The sequence below is a fragment of the Pseudoxanthomonas composti genome, from assembly GCF_004122095.1.
Taxonomy (GTDB): Bacteria; Pseudomonadota; Gammaproteobacteria; order Xanthomonadales; family Xanthomonadaceae; genus Pseudoxanthomonas_A; species Pseudoxanthomonas_A composti.
In genome coordinates, this window is sequence record NZ_SAWZ01000004.1 from 60,013 (window position 1) to 84,376 (window position 24,364).

Annotated in this window: 19 protein-coding genes and 1 pseudogene; 10 read left to right on the forward strand and 10 right to left on the reverse strand. The window is 69.3% G+C overall.

All coding sequences use genetic code 11. The features are described from left to right. Entirely contained in the window at positions 1 to 1,068 is a 1,068-nt protein-coding gene (locus EPA99_RS08715) for an ABC transporter substrate-binding protein (protein WP_129470839.1), read from the reverse strand. A 131-nt stretch (positions 1,069 to 1,199) separates the two neighbouring features. Continuing rightward, positions 1,200 to 2,102, reverse strand: coding sequence for a TauD/TfdA dioxygenase family protein (locus EPA99_RS08720; RefSeq protein WP_129471105.1), 903 nt, complete (start codon positions 2,100 to 2,102; stop codon positions 1,200 to 1,202). Positions 2,103 to 2,401: 299 nt separating this feature from the next. Here EPA99_RS08720 and EPA99_RS08725 point away from each other — a divergent pair, with 299 nt between their 5' ends. Continuing rightward, positions 2,402 to 4,237, forward strand: coding sequence for a family 43 glycosylhydrolase (locus EPA99_RS08725; RefSeq protein WP_129470840.1), 1,836 nt, complete (start codon positions 2,402 to 2,404; stop codon positions 4,235 to 4,237). A 13-nt stretch (positions 4,238 to 4,250) separates the two neighbouring features. On the opposite strand, the gene EPA99_RS08730 is transcribed toward EPA99_RS08725, so the two are convergent. Then, positions 4,251 to 5,183, reverse strand: coding sequence for a DUF3829 domain-containing protein (locus tag EPA99_RS08730; RefSeq protein WP_164978611.1), 933 nt, complete (start codon positions 5,181 to 5,183; stop codon positions 4,251 to 4,253). Positions 5,184 to 5,610: 427 nt separating this feature from the next. Between EPA99_RS08730 and EPA99_RS08735 the strand changes: the two genes are divergently transcribed. Continuing rightward, positions 5,611 to 6,210, forward strand: a complete 600-nt coding sequence (locus tag EPA99_RS08735; protein ID WP_129470842.1) for a nitroreductase family protein — start codon at positions 5,611 to 5,613, stop codon at positions 6,208 to 6,210. Between the two features lie 198 nt (positions 6,211 to 6,408). On the opposite strand, the gene EPA99_RS08740 is transcribed toward EPA99_RS08735, so the two are convergent. Continuing rightward, complete coding sequence (locus tag EPA99_RS08740; protein WP_129470843.1) at positions 6,409 to 6,792, reverse strand: VOC family protein; 384 nt, start codon at positions 6,790 to 6,792, stop codon at positions 6,409 to 6,411. 389 nt (positions 6,793 to 7,181) lie between these two features. Here EPA99_RS08740 and EPA99_RS08745 point away from each other — a divergent pair, with 389 nt between their 5' ends. Next, entirely contained in the window at positions 7,182 to 7,892 is a 711-nt protein-coding gene (locus tag EPA99_RS08745) for an outer membrane protein (protein ID WP_164978612.1), read from the forward strand. Positions 7,893 to 8,051: 159 nt separating this feature from the next. On the opposite strand, the gene EPA99_RS08750 is transcribed toward EPA99_RS08745, so the two are convergent. After that, the gene (locus EPA99_RS08750; protein ID WP_241688332.1) at positions 8,052 to 8,546 is read right to left on the reverse strand and encodes a hypothetical protein; all 495 of its coding nucleotides are present in this window, start codon (positions 8,544 to 8,546) and stop codon (positions 8,052 to 8,054) included. A gap of 143 nt (positions 8,547 to 8,689) precedes the next feature. Further along, a complete protein-coding gene (locus EPA99_RS08755; protein ID WP_129470845.1) occupies positions 8,690 to 9,523 on the reverse strand; it encodes an oxidoreductase in 834 nt (277 codons plus the stop codon). Positions 9,524 to 9,614: 91 nt separating this feature from the next. Between EPA99_RS08755 and EPA99_RS08760 the strand changes: the two genes are divergently transcribed. Continuing rightward, on the forward strand, positions 9,615 to 10,574 hold the full coding sequence (locus tag EPA99_RS08760) for an AraC family transcriptional regulator (RefSeq protein WP_129470846.1): 960 nt from the start codon (positions 9,615 to 9,617) through the stop codon (positions 10,572 to 10,574). A 24-nt stretch (positions 10,575 to 10,598) separates the two neighbouring features. Here EPA99_RS08760 and EPA99_RS08765 read toward each other — a convergent pair whose 3' ends face one another. Next, positions 10,599 to 11,423 (reverse strand): SDR family oxidoreductase, encoded by an 825-nt coding sequence (locus EPA99_RS08765; protein ID WP_129470847.1) that lies wholly within the window; start codon positions 11,421 to 11,423, stop codon positions 10,599 to 10,601. 97 nt (positions 11,424 to 11,520) lie between these two features. Between EPA99_RS08765 and EPA99_RS08770 the strand changes: the two genes are divergently transcribed. Beyond that, positions 11,521 to 12,417 (forward strand): LysR family transcriptional regulator, encoded by an 897-nt coding sequence (locus tag EPA99_RS08770; RefSeq protein ID WP_129470848.1) that lies wholly within the window; start codon positions 11,521 to 11,523, stop codon positions 12,415 to 12,417. 158 nt (positions 12,418 to 12,575) lie between these two features. Here EPA99_RS08770 and EPA99_RS08775 read toward each other — a convergent pair whose 3' ends face one another. Both EPA99_RS08775 and EPA99_RS08780 read right to left on the reverse strand, forming a co-directional pair. After that, positions 12,576 to 13,337 (reverse strand): hypothetical protein, encoded by a 762-nt coding sequence (locus EPA99_RS08775; protein WP_129470849.1) that lies wholly within the window; start codon positions 13,335 to 13,337, stop codon positions 12,576 to 12,578. Between the two features lie 141 nt (positions 13,338 to 13,478). Continuing rightward, a complete protein-coding gene (locus tag EPA99_RS08780; protein WP_129471107.1) occupies positions 13,479 to 14,465 on the reverse strand; it encodes an AI-2E family transporter in 987 nt (328 codons plus the stop codon). Positions 14,466 to 14,673: 208 nt separating this feature from the next. On the opposite strand from EPA99_RS08780, the gene EPA99_RS08785 reads away from it, so the two are divergent. From EPA99_RS08785 to EPA99_RS08805, 5 genes and pseudogenes are all read left to right on the forward strand, one after another. Further along, on the forward strand, positions 14,674 to 17,184 hold the full coding sequence (locus tag EPA99_RS08785) for a DEAD/DEAH box helicase (protein WP_241688333.1): 2,511 nt from the start codon (positions 14,674 to 14,676) through the stop codon (positions 17,182 to 17,184). 175 nt (positions 17,185 to 17,359) lie between these two features. Continuing rightward, positions 17,360 to 18,619: pseudogene (locus tag EPA99_RS08790) on the forward strand (ribonuclease H-like domain-containing protein); the annotation flags it as partial. Between the two features lie 215 nt (positions 18,620 to 18,834). Continuing rightward, complete coding sequence (locus EPA99_RS08795) at positions 18,835 to 19,632, forward strand: DUF4198 domain-containing protein (RefSeq protein ID WP_129470851.1); 798 nt, start codon at positions 18,835 to 18,837, stop codon at positions 19,630 to 19,632. A gap of 23 nt (positions 19,633 to 19,655) precedes the next feature. Then, complete coding sequence (locus EPA99_RS08800) at positions 19,656 to 20,564, forward strand: EF-hand domain-containing protein (protein ID WP_129470852.1); 909 nt, start codon at positions 19,656 to 19,658, stop codon at positions 20,562 to 20,564. A 222-nt stretch (positions 20,565 to 20,786) separates the two neighbouring features. Next, positions 20,787 to 23,132 carry a TonB-dependent hemoglobin/transferrin/lactoferrin family receptor gene (locus EPA99_RS08805; RefSeq protein ID WP_129470853.1) on the forward strand — a complete coding sequence of 782 codons (2,346 nt, stop codon included), beginning with the start codon at positions 20,787 to 20,789 and terminating at the stop codon, positions 23,130 to 23,132. A 110-nt stretch (positions 23,133 to 23,242) separates the two neighbouring features. Here the strand turns inward: EPA99_RS08805 and EPA99_RS18940 are convergent, their stop codons facing one another. Further along, entirely contained in the window at positions 23,243 to 24,358 is a 1,116-nt protein-coding gene (locus tag EPA99_RS18940) for a saccharopine dehydrogenase family protein (protein ID WP_241688334.1), read from the reverse strand. Positions 24,359 to 24,364: the final 6 nt, after the last annotated feature.

Here is a 24,364-nt window from a genome sequence, read left to right on the forward strand (position 1 = left end):
TCAGCTCCCCCCGGCGATCAGCGGATCGTCGAAGAAGTAGTCGCCCACCGCGGTCGGCGCCTGCTTGATCGCCCCGACCTGCTGCATGAACTTGCCCAGTCCCAAGGTGTTCTCCGGCGCGATCTTGAACTGCACCTGCTCATCGCGCAGGATCTCCAGCACCTGCGCCTTGTCGCTGCCCGGGTTGCGCTGCACGAAGAGCTCGGCGGCCTCTTCCGGGTGCGCGGTGATGAATCTGGCCGCCTCGTCCAGGCCGGCCAGGAAGGCGTGGTAGACCTTGGGATTGTCCTGGCGGAACTTGGCCGTGGCATACAGCACCGTGGCCGAGGACGGCCCGCCCAGCACCTGGTAGGAATCCAGGATCACGTGCGCCTTGCGATTGCGCGCCAACTCCTGTTGCTGGTACGGCGGCGTGGAAAAATGCGCCGTGATTTCGCTGCCGCCGGAGATGATCGCCGCGGCCGCATCCGGGTGCGGCAGGGCCACCTGCTGCGCATCGAGCTTCAGCGCCTTGTCCTGGCCCCAGCGCTGGGCCGAGGCGTACTCCAGGATGCGCGACTGCACCGACACGCCCACCGCCGGCACCGCGATGCGGTCCTGCGCGCCCAGGTCGTCGATGCTGCGCACCGTGTCCGAGGTGCTCACCAGTTGGTAGGGGAAGTTGCCCAGCGAGGCCACGCCGCGCACCTCCTGGCGGCCGCGGGTGCGGTCCCAGATGGTGAACAACGGGCCGGTGCCGGCGCCGGCGATGTCGATGGCCCCGCCCAGCAGCGCGTCGTTGATCGCCGAGCCGCCGGAGAGCTGGCGGCTCTCCACCTTCAGGTTCAGGCCCTCGGCCTTGGCCTGCTGCTCGATCAGGCCGCGCGCCTCGGCCACGTCCAGTACCAGGTAGACGATGCCGAACTGCTTGCCGATGCGCAGCGTCTGGGTCTCCTGCCCGCCCGTCGCGCCCTGCCCGGCCTCTTGCCGCTGGCAGCCGCCCAACAGCGCCGCGCTGCAGGCCAGGGCGGCCAGCAGCAGGGACGGGAGACGCGCGCGGCGTGCATGGCGGGCAGGACGTGGGTTCATGAGGTTGGCTCGTGGGGAAGGTGGAACCGGATCAGGGGCGAGGCAGATGGCGCGTCGACGGGGGCCTGGGCCGGCGGCGCGGGCAGCGGCCTTGGGCCCTGACGCCGCCCAGCGGCCAGCGCCGGCCGGCGTCAGAACGGGACATCGCCTTCGATGGTGGTGCGATAGAGCTTGCGGCGCTGGTGATCGGGAGTACCGGCGGCCAGGTGCATGACCGAGCGGTTGTCCCAGAACACCATGTCGTGGGGCTCCCAGCGATGGCGGTAGACCAGGCTGGGCAGCGTGCTCAGGGCGAACAGCTCGGCCAGCAGCGCGTCGGATTCGTCCTGCGGCAGGCCGACGATGCGCGTGGTGAAGTGCTCGCTGACGAACAGCGCGCGGCGGCCGGTTTCAGGATGGGTGCGCACGATGGGGTGCTCCACCGGCACCACCTCGGCGATCTGCTCGGCGCTCAGCGCCGGCCGCCAGGGGTTGCGCTTGCGCAGTTCCTCGTACTTGGCCAGGTAGCTGTGTTCGGCGCGCCGGCCCTCCACCGCCTTGCGCAGCGCCAGCGGCAGGCGCTCCCAGGCCAGGTGCTGGTTGGCGAACAAGGTGTCCCCGCCCTCGCCCGGCAGCTCCTGCGCGTGCAGCAGCGAGCCCAGGCTGGGCTTGTCCTTGTAGGACAGGTCCGAATGCCAGTAATGGCCGGCATCGCCCAGGCCGATCGGCTCGCCGTTCTCCTTGATGTTGGACACCACCAGCACTTCCGGCGTGCCCGGCAGCTGGAACTTGCGCAGCACGTGGATCTGCAGCGGCCCGAAGCGGCGGCTGAAGTCCACCTGCTGGGCCGGGGTGATGCGCTGGTCGCGGAACACCAGCACGTGGTGCTCCAGGTGGGCGCGATGCAGGCGCGCGAAGCTGGCCGGATCCAGCGGCCGCGCCAGGTCCAGCCCGAGCACTTCCGCGCCCAGCGGGGCGTCGAACGGCACGATGCGCAGCGGTTGCTGCGGCGGGGCGGCCGGAACGGCGGCCGGGGCGAGCGATGCGAAGGCCATGGTCGTGGGAAACGTCCAGAGGGGAGGAGCCATCGCTACCGTATTGGCGGCGCGGACGCCTTTGAAATAGCCATCGCGCATGACTCATAAACAGATGGAATATTGCGTCGGGCGGTCTGACCGCCGGTGCGCTGGTTGCCGCGCGCGCGGTCAGGATGCGATGGGCTGCATCCAGTTCCGCCGAGGGCCCGCGACCCGATCCCTGGGGCCAGTGAGAGCCGGACCGTGCTGCGGCGCACGAGGTCGGCGCCGGGCTTGCCATGCACCATGGCGGCCTGCCCCCCCTCTCAAGTTCCCGCATGCGCCTTACTGCCCTGGCTTGTCTCCTCCTGGCCTGCGCCCTGCCGCCCGGGGCCAGGGGCGAACAAGCGCCGACATCGCCGCGCAGCTACGCCAACCCGGTGGACCTGGACTACCGCTACAACTTCGAGCAGCTGCAACAGGGCATCAGTTACCGCACCGGCGCCGACCCGGTGATCGTGCGCCATGGCGATGCCTGGTACCTGTTCCTGACCATCGCCGATGGCTATTGGCGCTCGACCAACCTGCTGGACTGGACCTTCGTCCAGCCCAGCCGCTGGCCGTTCGAGGCCCTGGTCGCCCCAGCCGCGGTCTCCGATGGCGATGCGCTGGTGTTGATGCAGTCGGCCTACGCACCGCGCCCGTTGCTGGGGTCCACCGACCCGGCCAACGGGCGGCTGGAGTTCCTCACCCGGCTGCTGCCGGAACTGCCCACCGCGGTGAAGGAGAACTGGGACGCGCACGTGCCGGCCGGGCAGATCCCATCCGGGCCGTGGGACCCGGACCTGTTCATCGACGACGATGGCCAGTGGTACCTGTATTGGGGCTCCTCGGATGTGTTCCCGCTGTACGGCATCGCCCTGGACCGCAACGCACGCGGGTTCGCCTACCGCGGCACCCCCAGGCCGCTGCTGGCGCTGGACCCGGCGCACCACGGCTGGGAGCGCTTCGGCCAGGATCATCGTGGCGCGTTTTTCCCCGACGGCAAGCCGGTCGGCAATTACCTGGAAGGGGCGTGGATGACCAAGCACGCCGGGCGCTACTACCTGCAGTACGGCGCGCCGGGCACCGAGCACAACGCCTATGCCAACGGCACCTATGTCGCCGACGCGCCGCTGGGGCCGTTCACCTATGCCGAGTACAACCCCATCGCCTACAAGCCCGGCGGCTTCGTGCAGGGCGCCGGGCACGGTTCGACCTTCCAGGACGCCCACGGCAACTGGTTCAACAGCGGCACGCCCTGGATCGGCGTGAACTGGACCTTCGAGCGCCGCATCGCCGTGTTCCCCGCCGGCTTCTACGCGGACGGGCAGATGCGCGTATCAACGCGCTTCGGCGATTTCCCGCACTGGATGCCGACGCAGAAGGTGGACGACCCGGAGGCGCTGTTCACCGGCTGGATGCTGCTGTCCTATCGCAAGCCGGCCAAGGCCTCCTCCGATGACGGCGACCACCTGGCGGCCAACGTCACCGACGAGGACCCGCGCAGCTTCTGGGTAGCGCAGACCGCGCAGGCCGGTCAGACCCTCACGGTGGATCTGCAGGGCGAGAAGACCGTGCGCGCCGTGCAGGTGAACTACACCGATTACCAATCCGGGGTGTTCGCCGACGGCCCGCAGATCTACACCAGTTTCCGGCTGCAGCATTCGCGCGATGGCCGGCGCTGGGAGCCGCTGGCCGAGGTCGGCGACGATCCGGCCACCCGGCGCGACCGCCCCAATGCCTACCTGCAGCTGCCCACAGCGGTGCGCACGCGCTACATCCGCTATGTGCACGGGCATGTCGGCGCCCAGCACCTGGCCATCAGCGACCTGCGCGTGTTCGGCAATACCGATGGGCCCGCGCCACCGGCGCCTGCGCAGGTCACCGCCACGCGCGATGCCGACCGCCGCCAGGCCAGCATCCGCTGGACGCCGGTGCCCGGCGCGGTCGGCTACAACGTGCGCTGGGGCGTGGCGCCGGACCGGCTGACCCTGACCTACCAGGTCTTCGCCGACCGCGGCACGCAGCTGGAGCTGCGCGCGCTCAACACCACGCCGGGGTATGCGGTCAGCGTGGAGGCCTTCGACGAACGCGGCGTCTCGCCGCTGGGGCCGGTCGTGGAACTGCCGTAAGCGTCGTGGCGCTTCAGCGGTTCATGATCTCCAGCGTGTCCACGGCCATGTTGTAGGAGTCCACCGCGTAGTAATACTGCAGCGGGTCCTGGCGCGCGGCGCGGTAGTGGCCGACCATCGCGGTCAGGTTGGAATCGACCACGTCGTACAGGTCCACGCGCGGCAGCGGCGGATCGTTGCTGTCCAGCCGGCGCGCGTACTCGGAGCGGAAGGCCTTCAGATCGCCTTCCATGTCCGCGATCAGGCCATCGGCCTTGGCCAGCTTGCCGTCGTCCTTGAAATCGTCGGTGGTGTTGAACAGCTTCAGCGCCTGCTCGGCCAGCTCCAGCGCATCGCGGGTGTGCACTTCCATCATCAGGCCGTCGGCGCGGTACTTGGCCATGGCCGCCTCGGTGGCCACTTCCGAGGCCGAGCGGATGCGCGCCTCGAACTTCTTCACCGCCCCTTCCACCGCGTCGATGCCGGTGACATAGCCCGGCAGCATGCGTCGCCCCTTGCTGCCCTGGTCGCGCTCGTAGGCGCGCGCCTCGTTGTACTGGCGCAGTTCGCGCCAGTTGGGCAGGTGGGTATCCAGGGTGGTCAGCAACTCGGCCGCGGAAGCGTCCAGTTCACCGGCCTGCCCCGGCATCTCCAGGGTGCTGCGCAGTCCGTCCAGCTGCTCCGGGCCGAAGAAGAACCGGTCGTCGGTGCGGATCTTGGTGAAGTCGCCCTGGCGCACCTGGGCGGCCTGCTCGGCGCGGCGCCTGGCGAAGAACTCGCTGTCTTCGGAGATGAAGCCGCGCAGGTCCTCGCCGATGCGGGTATAGGCCTGGACCTTCTCGTCGGGCGCGGTCTCGGGCTTGCGCGCCGCTGCCGCGTCCGGCGTGTCCGGCAGCGGCGCGGAAGTGGCGGTGGCCGTGGCCGACGCGGTGGCCGCAGCGGGCGAAGGCGTCGGGGTCGCGGACATGCCCTCGGACGACCTGTGGCAGGCCGCGAGCGACAGGCAAGCCAATGGCCACAGGCCAAGGCGCAGGACAATCGGCGATGGCATCGCATCTCCTCGTCGTGTCAGGGCAGGTGCGGCGCTTGTCCTCCAGCGCGCTTCCTCCGGGGGGAAACCAGACACGCCAGTGCGGCGTCCACGAAAGTATGCACCAAGCGATCACGGTCACAGAAATCTTAACGCCCGCGTGACGCCGGCCCGACGCGCACAGACGGGCCGGCGTCACGCCGCAGGGCGGCGACGCTGTGAGTGTTAGCGGGGAGCGGCGGCGCGCGGCGCGCCATCGTTCCATCTTTGCGATTTCGGTAACGGATCGTCCCGCTCAGCGCGCTGTTTGCAACGATTCCAACCCTCTAGGCTGCGCACCTGTTCATCGACTGGAAGCAACGCCATGGCCAACCCGCATATCGACTCGCTCAAGCAGCGCCGCACCCAGTACGCCCTCGGCAAGTCCCTGCCGCTGTCGCAGGAGGCGGTGACCGCCCTGGTGCAGGACGCGGTCAAGCACTCGCCCTCCTCCTTCAACTCGCAGAGCTCGCGCGCGGTCATCCTCTACGGTGCGCAGAGCCTGGCGTTCTGGGATTTGGTGAAGGATGCGCTGCGCAAGGTCGTGCCGGCCGAGAACTTCGCCCAGACCGAGCAGAAGATCGACAGCTTCGCCGCCGGTGCCGGGACCATCCTGTTCTACGAGGACCAGGACGTGGTCAAGAGCCTGCAGGAAAAGTTCGCGCTGTACGCCGACAATTTCCCGGTGTGGTCCGAGCAGGCCAGCGGCATGGCCCAGTTGTCGGTGTGGACCGCCCTGGCCAACGCTGGCATCGGCGCCAGCCTGCAGCACTACAACCCGCTGCCGGACGCTGCCGCGGCCGCCAAGTGGGACCTGCCGGCCAGTTGGAAGCTGCGTGCGCAGATGCCGTTCGGCTCCAACGAGGCGCCGTTCGGCGAGAAGTCCTTCATGGACGATGCCGAGCGCTTCCGCGTCTTCTCCTGAGTTCAACAGTCGCAACAACGCCAGTCCAGGCGCGCGCCCCGGGGAGCGATCCCTCGGGGCGCTTTTGTTTGTGCCGAGTGGCTCGAGCGTCTGCCGGAGGTGGTTGCTCAGCCTGCAATTGCACTGTGGGAGCGGCACTGTGGGAGCGCAGCGCTCTGACCGATGTTGTGTCGCACGTGCCATGCAAAGGACTTACCCCTACCCAGCCTGCGCCTCGTCCCATTGCGCCAGGTGCAGCAGCACGCCCGCCGGGTCCCAGACGTAAGTCACCAGCGCGCCGTAGGGCTCATGCCGGGGCGGCGCGACACGCGCGCCGGGAAAGGCATTGCCTTCCAGCGCAGCGGCGATCTGCGCATGGCAGGCGCGGGCGTCGGCCACGGTCAGATGCAGCATCAGGTTCTCGGCCCACTCACGCACGTAGGCGCGCTGCAGGTAGAAGCGATGTTGGCCGTTGCGCATCAGCGCCAGCTGGTGGTCCAGGTAATCGGTCTGCCAGCCCAAAGCCTCGTAGAAGCCCTGCGACACCGCGAAATCCTGCGAGGGCACGAACACCCGCACGTCCTGTAGACCCAGATCGATCATCTCGCTTCCTGCCCTGGTCGATGAGGCAACGAGTATCGATGATCGTCCGCGTCGTCACCAGCCGCCCGATTGGCGCCGCACCGCTTGCCACGGGTCGCGCGCAAGACACAGCCCGCGCGCATCGCATCTGACATCCGTGCAACACACGCGCCGTTCCTGGGTCAGGCGTGTGTCACTCAACGGCAACTCCATCATGCAGGTGCGCTCACCGGCATGACTGTCGCTTGAATCCAAGCGTTAAGGCCATCTGATGCAGGAGTGAAGGTTTGGATGCGCTTCAGCCGCGCAGGTCCGTACTGCGCCGGTCGCGGAGCTTCCTGGCGCCGGCGACGGTTCTAAAACCCGGCGAGATGCGAAACGCACGCGCCCTAGTCGAAAGGTCATTCCCCATGAAGAAGATTCTCCTCCCCGCCGCAGTGGCAGCTGCCCTGCTTTCCCCTTCCGCGTTCGCCCAGGGTGCCGGCGGTGACACCTATCGGCCGGACCTGCAGGTCGGCCAGGGCAACTGGTTCGTGTCCGGCAGCGTCGGCCGTACCGATGGCGGCACCGCAGGCCGTTTCGGCAGCGGCGATTTCAATGTGTTCCAGGGCCGCGACGGTCGTCGTACCGGTTACGACGCCAGCGTGGGCTACCGCTGGAAGGTTGGCCAGCAGTGGGGCCTAGGCGTGGAAGGCGGCTATGCTGATCTCGGCAACTTCAAGGTCTCCAATGCGCTCAACAGCGATGACGTGAACCAGCGCGACAGCGAGAATGCCCTGCGCGGCTGGCACGTGGGCGGCAACGCGCGCTTCAACGTGACGCCGCAGTGGTACGTTGGCGCCCGCGGCGGTTACTTCCGCGCCTCGGACAACAACATCAACTACTACAACACCGCCGGCCAGAACCTGGGGCTGGAAAGCGGTGGCGACAGCGGTCGCAACAGCTACTACGCCGGCATCGGCACCGGCTGGAACGCCACGGAGAACTTCAGCGTCGGCCTGCACTACGACTACTTCCGGGCCAAGTCCGGCGACGTGCGCGACCCGGCCACCGGTGCCCGCTTCGACGGTCCCAAGCGCTCGACCGCCCTGCTGGGGCTGACGGCCGAATACGCGTTCTGATCGACGCAGGAAGCGTGTTCGCTGCAAGCTGCCATCCCGGATGTACCGGGATGGCAGCGCCGTCTTGGCGCTGCTCATTCTTTCGTTCGTAAACGCTGGAATTTGCCGACCATCTCGCCTGGCGCTCGGCCAAGGCGAACGTCAGGCCGCAGTGGACGCTCACGGCACCGGCATGGCCGCTGCGCACGCGTCGCCCTGCGCGCCACAGGCCCGCAACAGGCGCTGGCGCTGTTCTTCCGTCAGTTCCGGCGGCGGCCGCGCCACCGCCGACTGCACCTGGTCGCGTACGCCCGGGATCTTCTGCAGGCCCTTGGCGGCCGCGCCGATGGCCTTGTTGATCCCATACATCACATAGCCGCCGCCTTCGCTGATCTGCTTGGGCGAGGGCGGTTCGCTGAAGCGACCGCCAATCGGTCCGCCGGACTCGACCTGGACCGGATTCTTGAACCGGTACAGATCCAGGGCCTCTTCCTCCGGCGGCAAGGCATGCACTTCCTCCAGAGTCTGCACCTGGGGCCCTGCGGCCGATTCCTGCGGCGCTGGCTCGGGCGCTGGCGAGGTGGCAGGCGGCACGTCCTGCGCCCGCGCCGGTGCGCCACAGGCCAGGACCGTCAGCGTCAACGCCATGCGCAGCCTGGCTGCCTTGCTGTGCAAACACGCCTCCTCGAATGACCCCAGGGCCCGCCACGTGTCAGCGGGCTGCAACCCTGGGATCGTAGCGGCCCCACCACCGCGGCCGGTTTGTTTTTCGTTGCGGCCCGCTCCGGATTTGGGTGCACTTCAGGCGTGCCGTGGCTTCACCCGTCGGTCGAGACCGTCAGCGCCTCCCACTGGGTCAACTCGCGTTCCAGCGCCGTGAGCTTGTCGCGCACCAGCTGCAGGGCGTCGCTCCCCAGCAGCAAGTGCGCCGGCGGCGCGTGGCTGTCGATTACGGCCAACATCGCCTGCGCGGCCTTGCGCGGGTCGCCCAGTTGCCGCCCGCTGACCTCCTGCCGGCGCTGGCGGATCGGATCGAACAGCGCGTCGTAGTCGCCGATGCTGCGCGGGGTGCGCACCATCGAGCGCCCGGCCCAGTCGGTGCGGAACGAGCCCGGCGCCACCGAGGTCACGTGGATGCCCAGCGCGGCCACCTCCTTGCCGAGCACTTCGCCGATGCCCTCCAGCGCGAACTTGCTGCCGCAGTAGTAGGCGATGCCCGGCATGGTGATGAAGCCCCCCATGGAGGTGATGTTGAGGATGTGCCCGGCGCGGCGCGCGCGCATGTGCGGCAGAACCGCCTGGATCATCGCCACCGCGCCGAACACGTTGACCTCGAACTGCTGGCGCATCTGCTCCAGCGGCGACTCCTCCAGGATCCCCTCATGGCCATAGCCGGCGTTGTTGACCAGCACGTCGATCGGCCCGTGCGCCGCCTCGATGGCATCGACCGTCGGCGCGATCGCGGCGGTGTCGGTGACATCCAGCAGGCGCGCCCGGGCGCGGCCCGGCGCCAGCGCCTGGAATGCGTCGGCCGCCTGCGCGCTGCGGACGGTGCCGACCACCCGATGACCGGCGGCCAGGGCCTCCTGCGCCAGCGCGCGGCCGAAGCCACTGCTGACGCCGGTGATCAGGAGCTGTTTTGAAGCGGGCATGGGCTGACTCCGTTTGAACGACAGGACTGCACAATAGGCAAAACTGCGACCCCGCTTAAGGCCGATCCGGCTTGAATCCTTGCCCGTTCCTATGATCCAGCCTCTGCCATCGGATACCGCGCATGCTGGCCTGCTGCCGCTGGCACCGCTGGTCCAGGCCCTGGCACCTGGCCAGGGCTATACGCTCACCGCGCTGGAGGGCGTGCGCCTGCTGCGTTCGGACCGCCCGTTGGCGCGCACCCCGGTGCTGTACGACCCTGGCATCGTCATCGTGTGCCAGGGCCGCAAGCGCGGCTATTTCGGCCAGCGCACCTACGTCTACGATGCGCACCAGTACCTGGCCGTCTCGATGCCGGTTCCGTTCACCATGGAAACCGATGCCAGCGCGCAGGCGCCGCTGCTGGCGCTGTACCTGCACCTGGATTTCCCATTGGCGGCCGAGCTGATGCTGCAGATCGAGCGCCACGGCGGCCCGCCACGCACCAGCGCGCCGCAGAGCATGATGTCCAGCCCGATCGATCCGCCGCTGCATCACGCGGTGCAGCGGCTGCTGCTGGCGCTGGCTGCGCCCATGGACGCGGCCGTGCTGGGTCCACAGCTGCTGCGCGAGCTGTACTACCGTGTCCTCACCGGACCGCAGGGCCACACCCTGCGCGCGGCGCTGGCCATGCAGGGCCACTTCGGCCGCATCGGCAAGGCGCTGCAGTTGCTGCATGCGGCCTACACGCAGCCGCTGACCGTGGCGCGGCTCGCGCAGGAGGCCGGCATGAGCGCGCCCTCGTTCCACACGCACTTCAAGGCGGTCACCTGCGCCTCGCCCATGCAGTACCTCAAATCCATCCGCCTGCATCAGGCGCGGCTGCTGATGGTGCGCGAAGGCATGACCGCTGCGGCGGCCTGCCATGCCGTGGGCTATGAAAGCCCCTCGCAGTTCAATCGCGAGTTCAAGCGCCTGTTCGGCCTGACCCCGGCGCGCGAGGTGCAGCGCATGCGCTCGCACTTCGCGGTGCCGCCCAAACAGGCGGCCGGCGGCTACGTGTCATCGCATTGAGGGCACGCGCCCCATGGACCAAGCTCAGACCTTGTCCGCCGCGTAGGCCACCGCGCGCTGCGACTGCAGTTCTTCCAGACGCGCCTGCAGCACGCGCTGGATGTTGTCGAAGGCGGTGCTGCCCAGGGCCAGTCGGCGCGGCATCGTGTCGGCATCGGCGGCCTGGATCATCGCCGCGGCGGTGCGCACCGCGGCGCCCTTGATGGCGAAGCTGCCATCGGCGATCCCGCGCCTGACCTGCCCGGCCGGCGTGTCGTCGTAGACCGCCATCGGCGGGGCCTGGTCCAGTCCGGTGCCAAAGCCAGTTTCGGTCGGGCCGGGCTCGGCGATCAGCACCTCGATCCCGAACGGCGCCACTTCCTGCGCCACCGCCTCCAGGAAGCCTTCGATCCCCCACTTGCTGGCGTGGTACAGGCTGAAGTTGGGATAGGCCGCCTGCCCGCCTTCCGAGGACACCTGCAGCAGGCGCCCCCCGCCCTGCGCGCGCAGGTGTGGCAGCACCGCGCGCACCAGCTGGATGGAGGCGGTCAAGTTGGTGGAAAGCTGGCGCTCGATCTGCGCATCGCTGACCTCTTCGGCCGCACCGAACAGCCCGTAGCCCGCATTGCTGACCACCACGTCGATGCGCGCGAACGCAGCGAAGGCCGCATCCACCTCGCGTCGCAGCGCGGCCGTGTCGGTCAGGTCGAACTGCGCCACGCGCAGGCGCTCGCCATGCCGCGCCTGCAGTTCGGCCAACGGCGCCACGCGCCGCGCGCAGGCCACCACGCGGTCGCCGCGTGCCAGCAGGATACGGGTCATCTCCAGCCCCAGGCCGGAGGACGCGCCAGTGATCAGCCAGGTCTTCATGCATGAGCTCCTTCGTTGCGTTGCAACCAAGGTAGGCGCGGCCGGTGCGTATGATAAGCCTCACCAATGCGAATGAGCTGGTGAGGATTCCACACCAATGGCCGAGGTCACCCTCTCCGATCTGAAAGCCTTTGCCGCCGTGGCCCGCCACCGCAGCTTTCAGCGCGCTGCCGACAATCTTGGCGTGTCGCGGTCCTCGCTCAGTCACGCCCTGCGCGGGCTGGAGCAGCGCCTGGGCGTGCGTCTGCTGCACCGGACCACGCGCAGCGTGGCGCCCACCGAATCGGGCGAGCAGCTGCTGCAGGGCCTGACGCCGCTGCTGCATCAGCTGGACACCCTGCTGGACGCCGTCAGCCATGGCGCGGACGAGGTCGTCGGCACCCTGCGCATCAACGCCAGTACCGGCGCGGCACGCTGGCTGCTGCAGCACATGGTGCCGGCCTTCCTGCAGCGCCATCCGCGCGTGTCGCTGGACTTGGTCAGCGAGGGCCGGTTGGTGGATATCGTGGCCGAAGGCTTCGATGCCGGCGTGCGCCTGGCCGAAGCGGTCCCGAAGGACATGGTGTCCGTGCCCTTCGGCGGCGCGCTGCGTTTCATCGCCGTGGCCGCGCCCGACTATGTCGCGGCCCACGGTCGCCCGGCCACGCCCGAGGCATTGAAGGAACACCGCTGTATCCGCCAGCGCCTGCCCAGCGGCAAGCACTATCGCTGGGAGTTCGCCAAGGGCCGGCGCGAGGTCGCCATCGACGTGCCAGGCACCCTGCTGCTGGACAACAGCGACCTGATGGTCGATGCCGCCATTCAGGGCCTGGGCATCGCCTATGTCCCCGAGCCTTTCGCGCGCGCCGCCCTGGACCAGGGCCGCCTGGTCCTGCTGCTGGAGGACTGGTCGCCCGCCGACCCGGGCCTGTGCCTGTACTACGCCAGCTGGCGCCAGGTGCCGCCGCCGCTGCGGGCGTTCATCGCCTTGCTGCGTGAAGTGGCGGAGTCATAGCGGCGCGCCGTGCAGCCTCGTCCGCGATGTTTGGTCTTGGGTGTGCGAGCGACGTGCGCACCCCTGCGCGTTTGTTCTGACCCTGGACGCAGCGCGTCATCCAGAAGCCGTGACTGCCACCGCATGGCGGCCATGCCCGCATTTCCGCACCACAGCGGTCAGGGTTCGGTCCTGGCAGCAGGTTCGTCGCCTTCCCAGGCCCCGAGCGCTCGTCTTGCCTGCCCCTCATCCAGCGCCGGCGGTGGACGGGCGATGGCCGGCGTCTGCTCGGGTCGCATGTGGGTGACCTGCTTGATGCCCTCCCAGGTGCGTCGCAGGCCCTGATTGATGCCGTAGTTGACGTAGCCGTTGTAGCGGGGATCCAGCGCCATCTGCTCAGGGCTGATGCCGGTGTCGTAGGCCTGGTCGAAGCGGTTGCGCTCCAGCGTGATGGGATTCTGGAAGGCGTCCAGATCCAGCACTTCCTCTTCGGGGCGCAACGCCCGCACCGTGTCCAGCGTGGTTGGCTCGGCCGAGATTGGCGGCGCTGGCGCCGGCTCCTTCGTGGACTGTTGAGCTTGCGCCGACAGCATCGGCGGCCATGCCACCAGCACAAGCCAGCGCGCACATCGCCGACGCGTGCGGGTGCGCACCCCGATCACGCGACGACGTGTCCTCGACAAGCGCGGCATCTCCCCGTCGGTTTCGGGAACGGCCCGCGGCTCGGGGAGCAAGCGGTCACCTGCGACTTGCCGCGCGTGCATCTGCTGGGTGCGCGGGTCAGGGCGACTGCAACGGCGGCGCTGTGCGAAACGACGGTCCTGATCACGGTGACGCTCCTTGCGGTCCCGCGCGCCCACGGTGCGCGGGCAGCGATGCAGTTGCGAGCCTAGCGACGCGCTCACCTGCCTTGGTTTGTTTTTCGTTGCGCGCAGGCGCATCGATCGCAGTCCCCGGCCCGGGCGGGCGGAACCGGACACGGCGCGAGACCGCACGCGCCTGGTGTCGCCAGCCTCTGCCAATCCCGAATCCCGAATCCCGAATCTACGCGCACCGGCTGCCTCGACACCCCTCGGCAGGGCTCATGGCACCTCGGCAGCTCCATCCGCATCGCCCAGCGCGTGGCGCACATAGAGCTGCTTGACCAGCACGTACGCCACCACCGTCATCGGCGCGGCCAGCACCACGCCCAGCGGCCCGAACAGCACGCCGATGCCGAACAGCGAGAACAGCAGCAGCGCGGGCGGCAGGTCCACCGCGCGCGCCTGGATCAGCGGCTGCAGCACATGGCCTTCCAGCTGCTGCAGCACCACGAACAGGATCAACGCACCCAGCGCCGTCTCCGGGCTCACGGTGAACGCCAGCAGGATCGCCGGAATGGCTGCCAGGATGGGGCCAACGATGGGCACGAAATCCAGCAGCGCGGTCAGCAGGCCGATGCCCAGCGCCACCGGCACGCCGAGCAGCCACAGGCCCAGCCCGGTCAGCAGGCCGACCACGGCCATGGCCAGCATCTGGCCGCCCAGCCACGCGCGCAGCGCCTGGCCGCTGGCGGTCAGGGCGTTGTCGGCCAGCACGCGGCGGTCCAGCGGCAGCAGCCGCAGCAGGCCGCGCCGGTACAGCTGCGGCTGGGCGGCCAGGTAGATCCCACCGACCATCATCAGCACCGCGTCGGTGATGCCGCCACCGGCGGAGAGCAGGATGGTGCCGGCGTGGGTGGCCAGCGAGGAGGCGCCCTGGCGCAGCTGGTCGGGGATCTGCTCCAGCTGCGGCCCCAGCGGGCTGGTCTGCAGCCAGGCGTGGAACTTGTTCCAGGCCGCCGGCAGGGTGGTGCGGAAGGCATCGATCTGGCCGGCGACCTCGGCGCCGAACAGCGCCACCACCGCGGCCAGCAGCAGCACCAGCAGGACGATCACCAGACCCAGCGCGGCCCACTCGGGCACCGGCAGCCAGCGCCGCAGCAGCATGGTCAGGCCATGCAGCAACACCGCCACCACCACCGCGCCGAACACGATCAGCAGCAGTTCGGACAGCTTCCAGGCCAGCAGCGCCAGCGCACCCAGCGCCAGGACGACCAGCACGCGCGCGGCGAACGTGCGCAGGGACAGGGGGCCGGCGGCGGTGGATGGATGCATCAGGGGGGGGTCGTCCAGTGGGATGGCGCGCACGATAGCGGGGTCGCCGGTGCAGGCGGAGCGAAGGTCGGCGGGGCGCGTGTCGCACAGGCTGAGACGCCAAGGTGTTCTCCTGCCCCGCCCTGCCCCGCACGCGCCGCGCATGACGTTCTCCCTTGCCCCCCGCACCGAAGCCAGCGAGCGCGCCCTGGCCACCACCGCCGGCCTGCCCAGCCGCGACGGCGCGCTGCTGACCGAGCGCCTGGAGCGCCGCTACGCCGACCGCATCACCGGCAGCTTCACCCTGCCCGGGCGCGAGGGCCGCTACGCACCGATCCCCGAGGATGTGCCGCCGGCCCTGGCGCAGGCGCTGAAGGCGCGCGGCATCGAGCAGCTCTACAGCCACCAGGCGCAGGCCTGGGCGGCGTGCCAGCGCGGCGAGCACGTGGCCATCGTCACCCCCACCGCCAGCGGCAAGTCGCTGTGCTACACCCTGCCGGTGGTCAGCGCGGCGATGACCTCCAGGGCCAAGGCGCTGTACCTGTTCCCGACCAAGGCGCTGGCGCAGGACCAGGTGGCCGAGCTGCTGGAACTCAACCGCGCCGGCGAGCTGGGAGTGAAAGCCTTCACCTTCGATGGCGACACCCCGGGCGATGCGCGCCAGGCGATCCGCCTGCACGGGGACATCGTGGTGAGCAACCCGGACATGCTGCACCAGGCGATCCTGCCGCATCACACCAAGTGGGCGCAGTTCTTCGAGAACCTGCGCTATGTGGTGATCGACGAGGTCCATACTTACCGCGGTGTGTTCGGCAGCCATGTCACCAACGTGCTGCGGCGCTTGAAGCGCATCTGCGCCTTCTATGGCGCCAACCCGCAGTTCATCCTGTGCTCGGCCACCATCGGCAACCCGCAGGCGCATGCCGAAGCGCTGATCGAGGACCGCGTGCAGGCCATCACCGAATCGGGCGCGCCCACCGGCGACAAGCACGTGCTGCTGTGGAACCCACCGGTGGTCAACAAGGACCTGGGCCTGCGCGCCTCGGCACGTTCGCAGGCCAACCGCATCGCGCGCATCGCCATCAAGTCGGGCCTGAAGACGCTGGTGTTCGCGCAGAGCCGGTTGATGGTGGAGGTGCTGACCAAGTACCTGAAGGACATCTTCGACCACGACCCGCGCAAGCCGCCCCGCATCCGCGCCTACCGCGGCGGCTACCTGCCGACCGAACGCCGCGAGGTGGAGCGGGCCATGCGCGCGGGCAATATCGACGGCATCGTCAGCACCTCGGCGCTGGAGCTGGGCGTGGACATCGGCGCGCTGGACGTGGTGGTGCTCAACGGCTATCCCGGCAGCGTGGCCGCGACCTGGCAGCGTTTCGGCCGCGCCGGGCGCCGCCAGCAACCTGCGCTGGGCGTGCTGGTGGCCAGCTCGCAACCGCTGGACCAATACGTGGTGCGGCATCCGGACTTCTTCGCCGATGCCTCGCCCGAGCACGCGCGCACCGCGCCGGACCAGCCGCTGATCCTGTTCGACCACATCCGCTGCGCGGCCTTCGAGCTGCCGTTCAACGCCGGCGAGCCGTTCGGCCCGGTCGACCCGCTGGTGTACCTGGAAGCGCTGGCCGAGAGCGAGGTGGTGCACCAGGAGGGCGAGCGCTGGGAGTGGATCGCCGACAGCTACCCGGCCAATGCGGTCAGCCTGCGCTCGGTGGCCGACGGCAACTTCGTGGTGGTGGACAAGAGCGACGGCAAGCAGACCATCATCGCCGAGGTGGATTATTCGGCCGCCGCGCTGACGCTGTACGAAGGCGCGATCCACATGGTGCAGTCCACGCCCTACCAGGTGGAGCGGCTGGACTGGGAAGGCCGCAAGGCCTATGTCACCCGCACCCACGTGGACTACTACACCGACAGCATCGACTACACCAAGCTCAAGGTGCTGGAACGCTTCGACGGCGATGCGGCCGGCCGCGGCGATTCCCACCATGGCGAGGTGCACGTGGTGCGCCGCGTGAGCGGCTACAAGAAGATCCGCTACTACACCCACGAGAACATCGGCTACGGGCCCGTCAACCTGCCCGACCAGGAGCTGCACACCACCGCGGTGTGGTGGCAACTGCCGCAGGCCACGCTGGGCAAGGCCTTCGCCAGCAAGCAGGACGCACTGGATGGTTTCCTTGGCGCGGCCTATGCCTTGCACGTGGTCGCCACCGTGGCGGTGATGGCCGATGCCCGCGACCTGCAGAAGGCCGTGGGCAATGGCGATGGCGCCTGGTTCGCCATGGCCGACCAGAGCGGGCGCGGGCAGCTGCGCGGCGTGGAAGGCCCGGAAGGCGCGGTGCTGGAACAGGCCTTCGTCCCCACGGTGTATCTCTACGACAACTTCCCCGGCGGCGTGGGCCTGAGCGAGCCGCTGTGGCAGCGCCAGGCCGAGCTGGTGCAGCGCGCGGGCGAGCTGGTGCACGGCTGCGACTGCCAGGCCGGTTGTCCAGGCTGCGTCGGGCCGGTGCTGGCCGCGCACGAGCAGGGGCAAGGCGATTCGCCCAAGGCCTTGGCGCTGCGGGTGCTGGCCCTGCTGTCCTCGGTCCACGACCAGGCCTGGCATCCGGCCAGTCAGGACATGCACGTCGATGCGCTGGATGCGGATCGTGCCGCGCTGGATCTGTTGGCGTGAGGATGTCGTGCTTGCGCCTGCCGCTCGCGCCCTGGGTCTGCAAAAGCGCGGACATGCCGGTCGATGACTGTGCGCGGTGGCGGATGGCCGCGCGGAACGATGGTGTCGATGGGCAAGCCACTTCGCCGATGAATCGGCTCCCACATCGCGCGCTCCGGCCCCGCATGCGCCTGCTGGCGCTGGTGCGGTGGATGCATCCGGCGCCAGGAGTGCATCGGCTGCCGCAACCTGGCGTGGCTTGCGCATGAGCATCAGCGCGGATCGGCTGAGGGCGCTGCGCAGGCAGGCCGGCGATACGACGCTGCGGCAAACGCAGGAACCGCTCGTGTCCACGCCCGATGCACTGCCGTCGAACCTAGGCTTGATCGACAGAACCTCTTCCCCGCCCTGCACGCCTCCGGCCACAGCACCCGAAGCGCTGGTGTCGCCATCGGCCGAACACGCGCAGCCCGTGCCTGCGCCCGTGACACGCCAGGCCGAAGCAAGGACACGTTTGCGTGCGGGCGATGGAGTTGCGGCCAAGAGCGGCACGCGCGCTGGCGCCACACGCGAGCGCTCGATCCTGGACTGGATGGACGCACCGGCCACGCCGGCGGCCAATGAAAGCGCGCGCCCACGCCTGCAGCCGCAGAGCGTGGACGCGCTGCGGCGCCTGATCGCCACGCGGGAACGCAAGCCGGGCGCCACCTCGACGCCGGCACGCAAGCCGGCCTCGCTGGACCGCGACCTGCCCGGGCGCGAGCTGTGCCCGGGTCTGCACCTGATCGAAGCCTTCCTGCCGCAGTCCATCCCCGCGCAAACGCTGTCCCTGGCCTTCGCCAGGCGCCATGAGGAGGCCGTCGCACCGCGCGACCTGCTGTTCTTCGACACCGAGACCACCGGCCTGGCCGGCGGCACCGGCACGCGCGCCTTCATGATCGGCGCGGCGGACTGGCACGTGGACGGCACCGGCCGCCAGGGGCTGCGCGTGCGCCAACTGATGATGTCCACCATGGCCGCCGAAGGCGCGATGCTGCGCGAATTCAACGCCTGGCTGTCGCCGCGCACGGTGCTGTCCAGCTACAACGGCCGCTGCTACGACGCGCCGCTGCTCAAGACCCGCTTCCGCCTGGCACGCATGGCCGAGCCGCTGTCCGCGCTGGATCACGTGGACCTGCTGTTTCCCACGCGTCGGCGCTATCGCGGCACCTGGGAGAACTGCAGGCTGGCGACCATCGAGCGGCAGCTGCTGCGGATCGTGCGCGAGGACGACCTGCCCGGCTCGGAAGCGCCGGCCGCCTGGCTGTCCTACCTGCGCGGCGGCAGCGCGCGCAACCTGCGCCGCGTGGCCGAGCACAACCACCAGGACGTGGTGACGCTGGCCCAGCTGTTCCAGCGCCTGGTGCAGGCCGAGGCCGAGGAGCGCGAGGTGCTGGCGCTGGAACAGTCGCCCTGACGCCCGTGCGTGGCGCACACAAGGGACCACGCGGTCTGCGGGCCCTGCTGTGGGTGCAACCCGGCTTCGCCTGAGTCCATCGATCGCAAAGCAACTTCTTCCGTGCCGATACGCGGACCTCGTAGCTGAACCGGCGGCGTTTGCGATAGACTGCGCCACAGCCAGCACCGGGTCCTCCCGCTAGCGACGAACATCATCGCTTCCGGGGATTCCACATGAAGACGTTCGCAGGCCTGCTGGCCCTGCTGTTCTGCCTCGGCGCTACGCGCGCCACCGCGCATACGCCCTATCTCGCACCCACTACCTTCTCGCCGCAGCCCGGCCAGACCATCGCGGTCGATGCCGCCTTCGCCGAAGTGTTCTTCGTGCCCGAGGCCGCCTTCGACCACGCCGCGCTTTCCATCACCTCGCCCGACGGCGAACTCGCACCGCTACAGCGGGTGGTGACCCTGAAGACCCGGGTGGCGGCCGAACACACCTTGCCCAGGCTCGAAGGCACCTATCGCCTGGACAGTGGGCTGCGCCGCGGGGCGACCTTCCGGACATGGGAGATGGACGGCAAGCAGGTCACCAGCCGTGATCCAGCCACGCCCATTCCCGCCGGTGCCAAGGTGCTGTCCAACTTCCAGGCGCTGACCCGGGCCGAGGCCTATGTCACCGTCGACACGCCGGACCGCCGGGTGCTGGCTGCACGTAGGCAAGGCCTGGAGCTGGTGGTGTCCACACATCCCAACGACCTGTACGTGGGCGAGACATTCGCGTTTTCCGTGCATGACGACGGCAAGCCGCTGGCTGGCCAGCGTGTGGAAATCACCGAAGCGGTATGGAGCTCCGACCGCAAGCCCGAGGTCGTGGTGCTGACCAGCGACGCCCAGGGCCGTGTTGCGCTTGCGCTCGAGCGCGCTGGCACCTGGGTGGCGCTGGTCCGGCGCCGCACGCCGGCACCGGCCGGTGCGCCGGTGGCCGAGTACAGCAACACCTACACGCTGACGTTCCGCGTGCTGGACCCCTGATCTTCCCCACAACGGAGCCTCCCATGAAGACCCGCCTGCTGGCAGGCGCGTGCCTGTGCGCGCTGCTTTCTCCGGTGCGGTGCAATGCCCAGCGCCCCGAGCCTCCCCGTCCCCTGGTCGGCGGACACGGGGAGGATGTCGAACGTTTCATCGCCCAGCACGACGACAACGGCGATGGACGCGTGCCCTGGAAGGAGTTCGACACCTTCCGTCGTGCGCGCTTTGATGCCACCGACGCCAATGGCGACGGCGTGCTGGATGAAGCCGAGTACGTGGCCGAGTTCGTCGCACGCACCGGCCAGCATCAGGCGCAGCAGCGGCAGCGCGAACTGGAGCAGACCGAGCTTCGGTTCAAGGCGGTGGACAGCGACGGCGATGGCAGGATCAGCCGGGGCGAGTTCGACACCAGCGGCGAGCGGTCCTGGGCGGATGGGCAGCGCGCGCTGGCCGCATTGGACAACACCGGCGCATTCCCCGCGCGGGAGCGCGCCGCGCGCGGCAATCGCCGCGCCATGCCCAGCAGCCACAGCGCCGAGGGCTTCCTGGAGGTCTACGACACCGATCAGGATGGCCTGGTCGACCGGGCCGAGTTCGACCGGGTGCGGCACGCGCAGTTCACGCGCGGCGACCTCGATGGCGACGGCGCGCTGTCGGCACGAGAGTACGGCGACGAGTTCAAGGCGCGCCTGGATGCGCACCTGGCGGGTCTGCCCGTGGACGATGGTCGCCAGGCCCGCGTGCGCTTCGGCGTGCTGGATACCGACCACGACGGCCGCATGACCTTCGAGGAATACCAGGTCTCTGGCAAGCGCACGTTCGATCGGGTCGATCGCAACCATGACGACGTGGTGGATCCGGCCGATGCCGCATTGCCGGCGCCACCGCGCGAGCCACGGCCAGCGCCTGCGGCCGGCACCACCGCAATGCCCTAGCAACACGGCAATGCCCTGAGGCAGGGCGGTCCTCACCAGGCCGGATCCAGCTGGCGGCGCGCGACGCAAGCGTGCGTCGCGCCCCTTCCTCAGTGTCGATCCCTGCGCCCATGGCAACGCCATGGGCAACCCCTTCCCGCTACCGCCACGTCCCGCGCCCGCTCGCGCCGCAGCCGGAACCGCCGCAAGGCGCAACTTTCCTTCTGACTGTGGAGTAATCCCATGAAACGACCCCCATGCGTGCTGGCGATGGCCATCGCCTCGTGCATCGCCGTGCCCGCCCTGGCCATCACACCGGCCGAGTCCGACGCCCCGCAGACCCTGGACACCATCGCGGTGCGGGCCATGCGCGACAAGCAGCGTTCGGCCAACCAGAACGTGGTCCAGATGGACGCGGCGCAGCTGCAGCAGGAACAAGCCGAGAGCATGGAGGACATCGTCCGCTACGTACCGGGCGTGAGCATTGCCGACATGGGGCGCTTCGGCGAAAACGGCTTCAACATCCGCGGCATCGAAGGCGACCGCGTGGCCATGACCATCGATGGCCTGTCCATGGCCGAAGGCCTGGAGACCGCGCGCAGCTACGAATTCTTCCGCGCCGGCCGCGGCGGCGTGGATGTGGATTCGCTCAAGCGCGTGGAGATCATCAAGGGCGCAGATTCCATCAGCGCCGGCAGCGGCGCCCTGGGCGGTGCGGTGGTGTTCACCACCAAGGATCCGTACGACTACCTCAAGCCTCAGGGCAATGACACCCATCTCGGCTTCAAGGCCGGCTACACCGGCTACAACGACCAGGCGCTGGGCTCGGTGAGCTTGGCTAACCGCACCGGCCTGGTCGAGTCGATGCTCATCTACACGCGGCGCCAGGGACATCAGGCCGATGGCTGGTACGACACCACCGCGGTGCGAACCGGCAGCGCGCGTCGCACGCCCGACCCGATCGATCACGACAGCACCAATGTGCTGAGCAAGATCGACGTCGTGCTGGGCGATGCGCATCGCCTGGGCGTGGTCTACGAGCGCAACCGCGTGGAGAACCTGGTGGAGAACCTGTCGCGTGTCAGCGCGCCGGGCTACATCGAGCGCTGGGGCGATGACCACAACGATCGCGACCGCTACGGCCTGCGCTACCTGTGGACCGCCCATGGCGCCGCGTTCGACACGCTGGAGCTGCAGGCCGACCGCCAGGACACCGAAAGCCGCGGCACCACGCGCATCGTGACCGGCTCGGGCATGTCCTCCACGCCCGCGACGGCCAATAGCAGCCGTTGCACGCTCGCCGCCACCTGCTGGCGCGCGGAGGACCGCGACACCGAACAGACCCTGGACCGGGTGGCCCTGGACCTGGACAAGCAGCTCCAGAGCGGCATCGCCCAGCACCGCCTGGCCTACGGGGCGGCCTGGCAGCGACGCCAGGTCGATTTCTCCGCCATCGATTACCGCTGGAACAACGTGGGCGCACTGGACACGGCCACGGTCGACCCCTCCCAGGTGCCCAGTACCGACGCGGACAACTGGAACCTGTTCCTGCGCGACCGCATCGGCCTGGACCAGGACAGGCTGCAGCTCACCCTGGGCGCGCGCTACGACCACTACCGCTATTCGCCGCGCCTGGACGCCAGCTTCGTCGATCCCACCGGCACGGTCCGCCAGGTCAGCTTCTCCGCGCCGACCTGGCAGGCCGGCATCAGCTATGCCTTCCTGCCAGAGCACACCGTGTGGTTCCAGGCCGGGCGCGGCTTCCGCGCGCCGACCACCGGCGAGATGTATGCCCCCACCAGCACCGCCGAACTGACCGTGGTGGGGACCGGGCAGACCGTCTCGGTGCCCACCCTCGCCGCCAATCCCGACCTGGACGCGGAGAAGAGCCTGAACCTGGAACTGGGCTGGCGCTGGGAGACGCCCAAGGTGCTGTTGGGCGTGTCGGTGTTCCGCGACCGCTACGACGACTTCATCGACACCCTGGCCACCACCGTTGACGCCGGCACCCAGTACCGCAGCTGCAGCCGTGGCGCGTGCACCGTGCGCAATGGCTACAGCGTTACCTCCACGGTCAACGTCGGCCAGGCCATCATCAAGGGCGTGGAACTGGAAGGCCTGTGGCGCCTGGACGAGCGCTGGCTGCTGCGCGGCGCCTGGACCCACAACCACGGCGAGCTGGACGATGGAACGCCGCTGAACGCCATCAACCCCGACCGCGGCGTCCTGGGGCTGAGCTGGCAGGGCCTGGACGACCGCGTGCGCATCACCGGCAACCTGAGCCATTCGCTGGCCAAGAAGCGTTCGGACGTGGCCGTGGCCGACGACGTCTTCGGCAGTACGCCCGAGCCGTTCCTGAGCGATGCCTACACCGTGTTCGATCTGTTCGGCAGCTACCGCATCAACGCACGCGTGCGCCTCAACGCCGGGGTCTACAACCTCTTCGATACGCGCTATTCCCAGTGGGCGCGGATCCGCAACGTGACCCGCGGCGATTTCTACCTGTACGGCTATGCCACCGATGAAGGCATCGGCCGTTACAGCGAGCCGGGTCGCAACCTGCGCATGACGGTCTACGTGACGTTCTGAATCCCCGACTTCGGCGGGTCATGGGCCGGGTGTGCACCGCGTCGCGGTGTGAAGGCAGCACCCGGCCGGTCTGCCAATGACGGGCCTGTCGCGCGATGGACCGCTGCTTGTCAGACAGCGCTGACCGAGGTCTGGATACGCCAGGCCGCGAATTCGGCTTCGAACTCGGCCAGGCCGATCAGACCGACGCAGGCATGCGCGCCGGTGGGCAAGGCCTCACCGCGCGCGAAGCGGCGCGCCAGCAGCACCGCCGCGAAACACGGAATCTCCGGGCCGTGCAGCATCGGCGCGGTCAGCTCCCAGCGCAGCGCCTGGTCGCTGCCATCGCGCAGGCCGCGCAGTTCCACCAGCATGCCGCCGCGGTCGGTGCCGAAGCGGTCGAACCAGCGCCCCGCGCGGGCGAACACCCGCGCCAGTGCGGCCATCGGCAGCGGCACGCCGCCGGCGCGAAGGCTCGCGATGACGGCAAGGCAGCGCTGCAGGAACGGCAGCTCCAGCGCGGCACGGAACTGCACGCTGCGCGCCCCCGGATAGCGCTGCACCAGCAGGTCGTGGTCGGGCACATCGCAGGGCGAGGCCAGCCGTGGCGCCAGCCGCGCGAAGCGCACCGGCTGCGGATCGGCCCAGCCGCGGGTGGGCTGCCAGCGGCCATCGCGCCAGCACTGGAACGGCTGCCCGCAATAGGACAGCACCGCGCGCACCGTGGCCATGCCCAGCGGCGTGGCCTGCGCCGGGGCGATCACCGTGGCGATCTCGTGCAATTCGGTGAACTGTGGCCTGAGCGCGTCGACCACGGCACTGGACAGTGCGGGCAAGGTGCTCGCGCCGGTGATGGCACTGCGTCCGGCCGCCCGCGCGGCGGCATCGAGCCGTGCGGGGAAATCGCGGACGAAGTCGCGACCATCGGCCAGGTCGATGTAATGCATGCCCGCCTGCAGGCAGGCGTGGGCGACCTCATAGCCCTGGCCCTGGAAAGGCCCGGCGGTGTGCACCACCAGCTGCGCGCCGGTGGCACGCAGTTGTGCCGCCAGATCCTGTGCCCGAGTGTCCACGCGGGCGCAGATGATGCGTGCCAGGACCTGCGGGGACAGAACCGTCCTGGCCATGTCCGGGTGGCGCCCGGCCGCGATCACGTGGATACCCGGCCCATCGCTCAGTGCACGCACGATGCGTGCACCGAAGTGCCCATAGCCGCCCAGGACCAACACCCGCACCGCTGCATCCATTCCGCG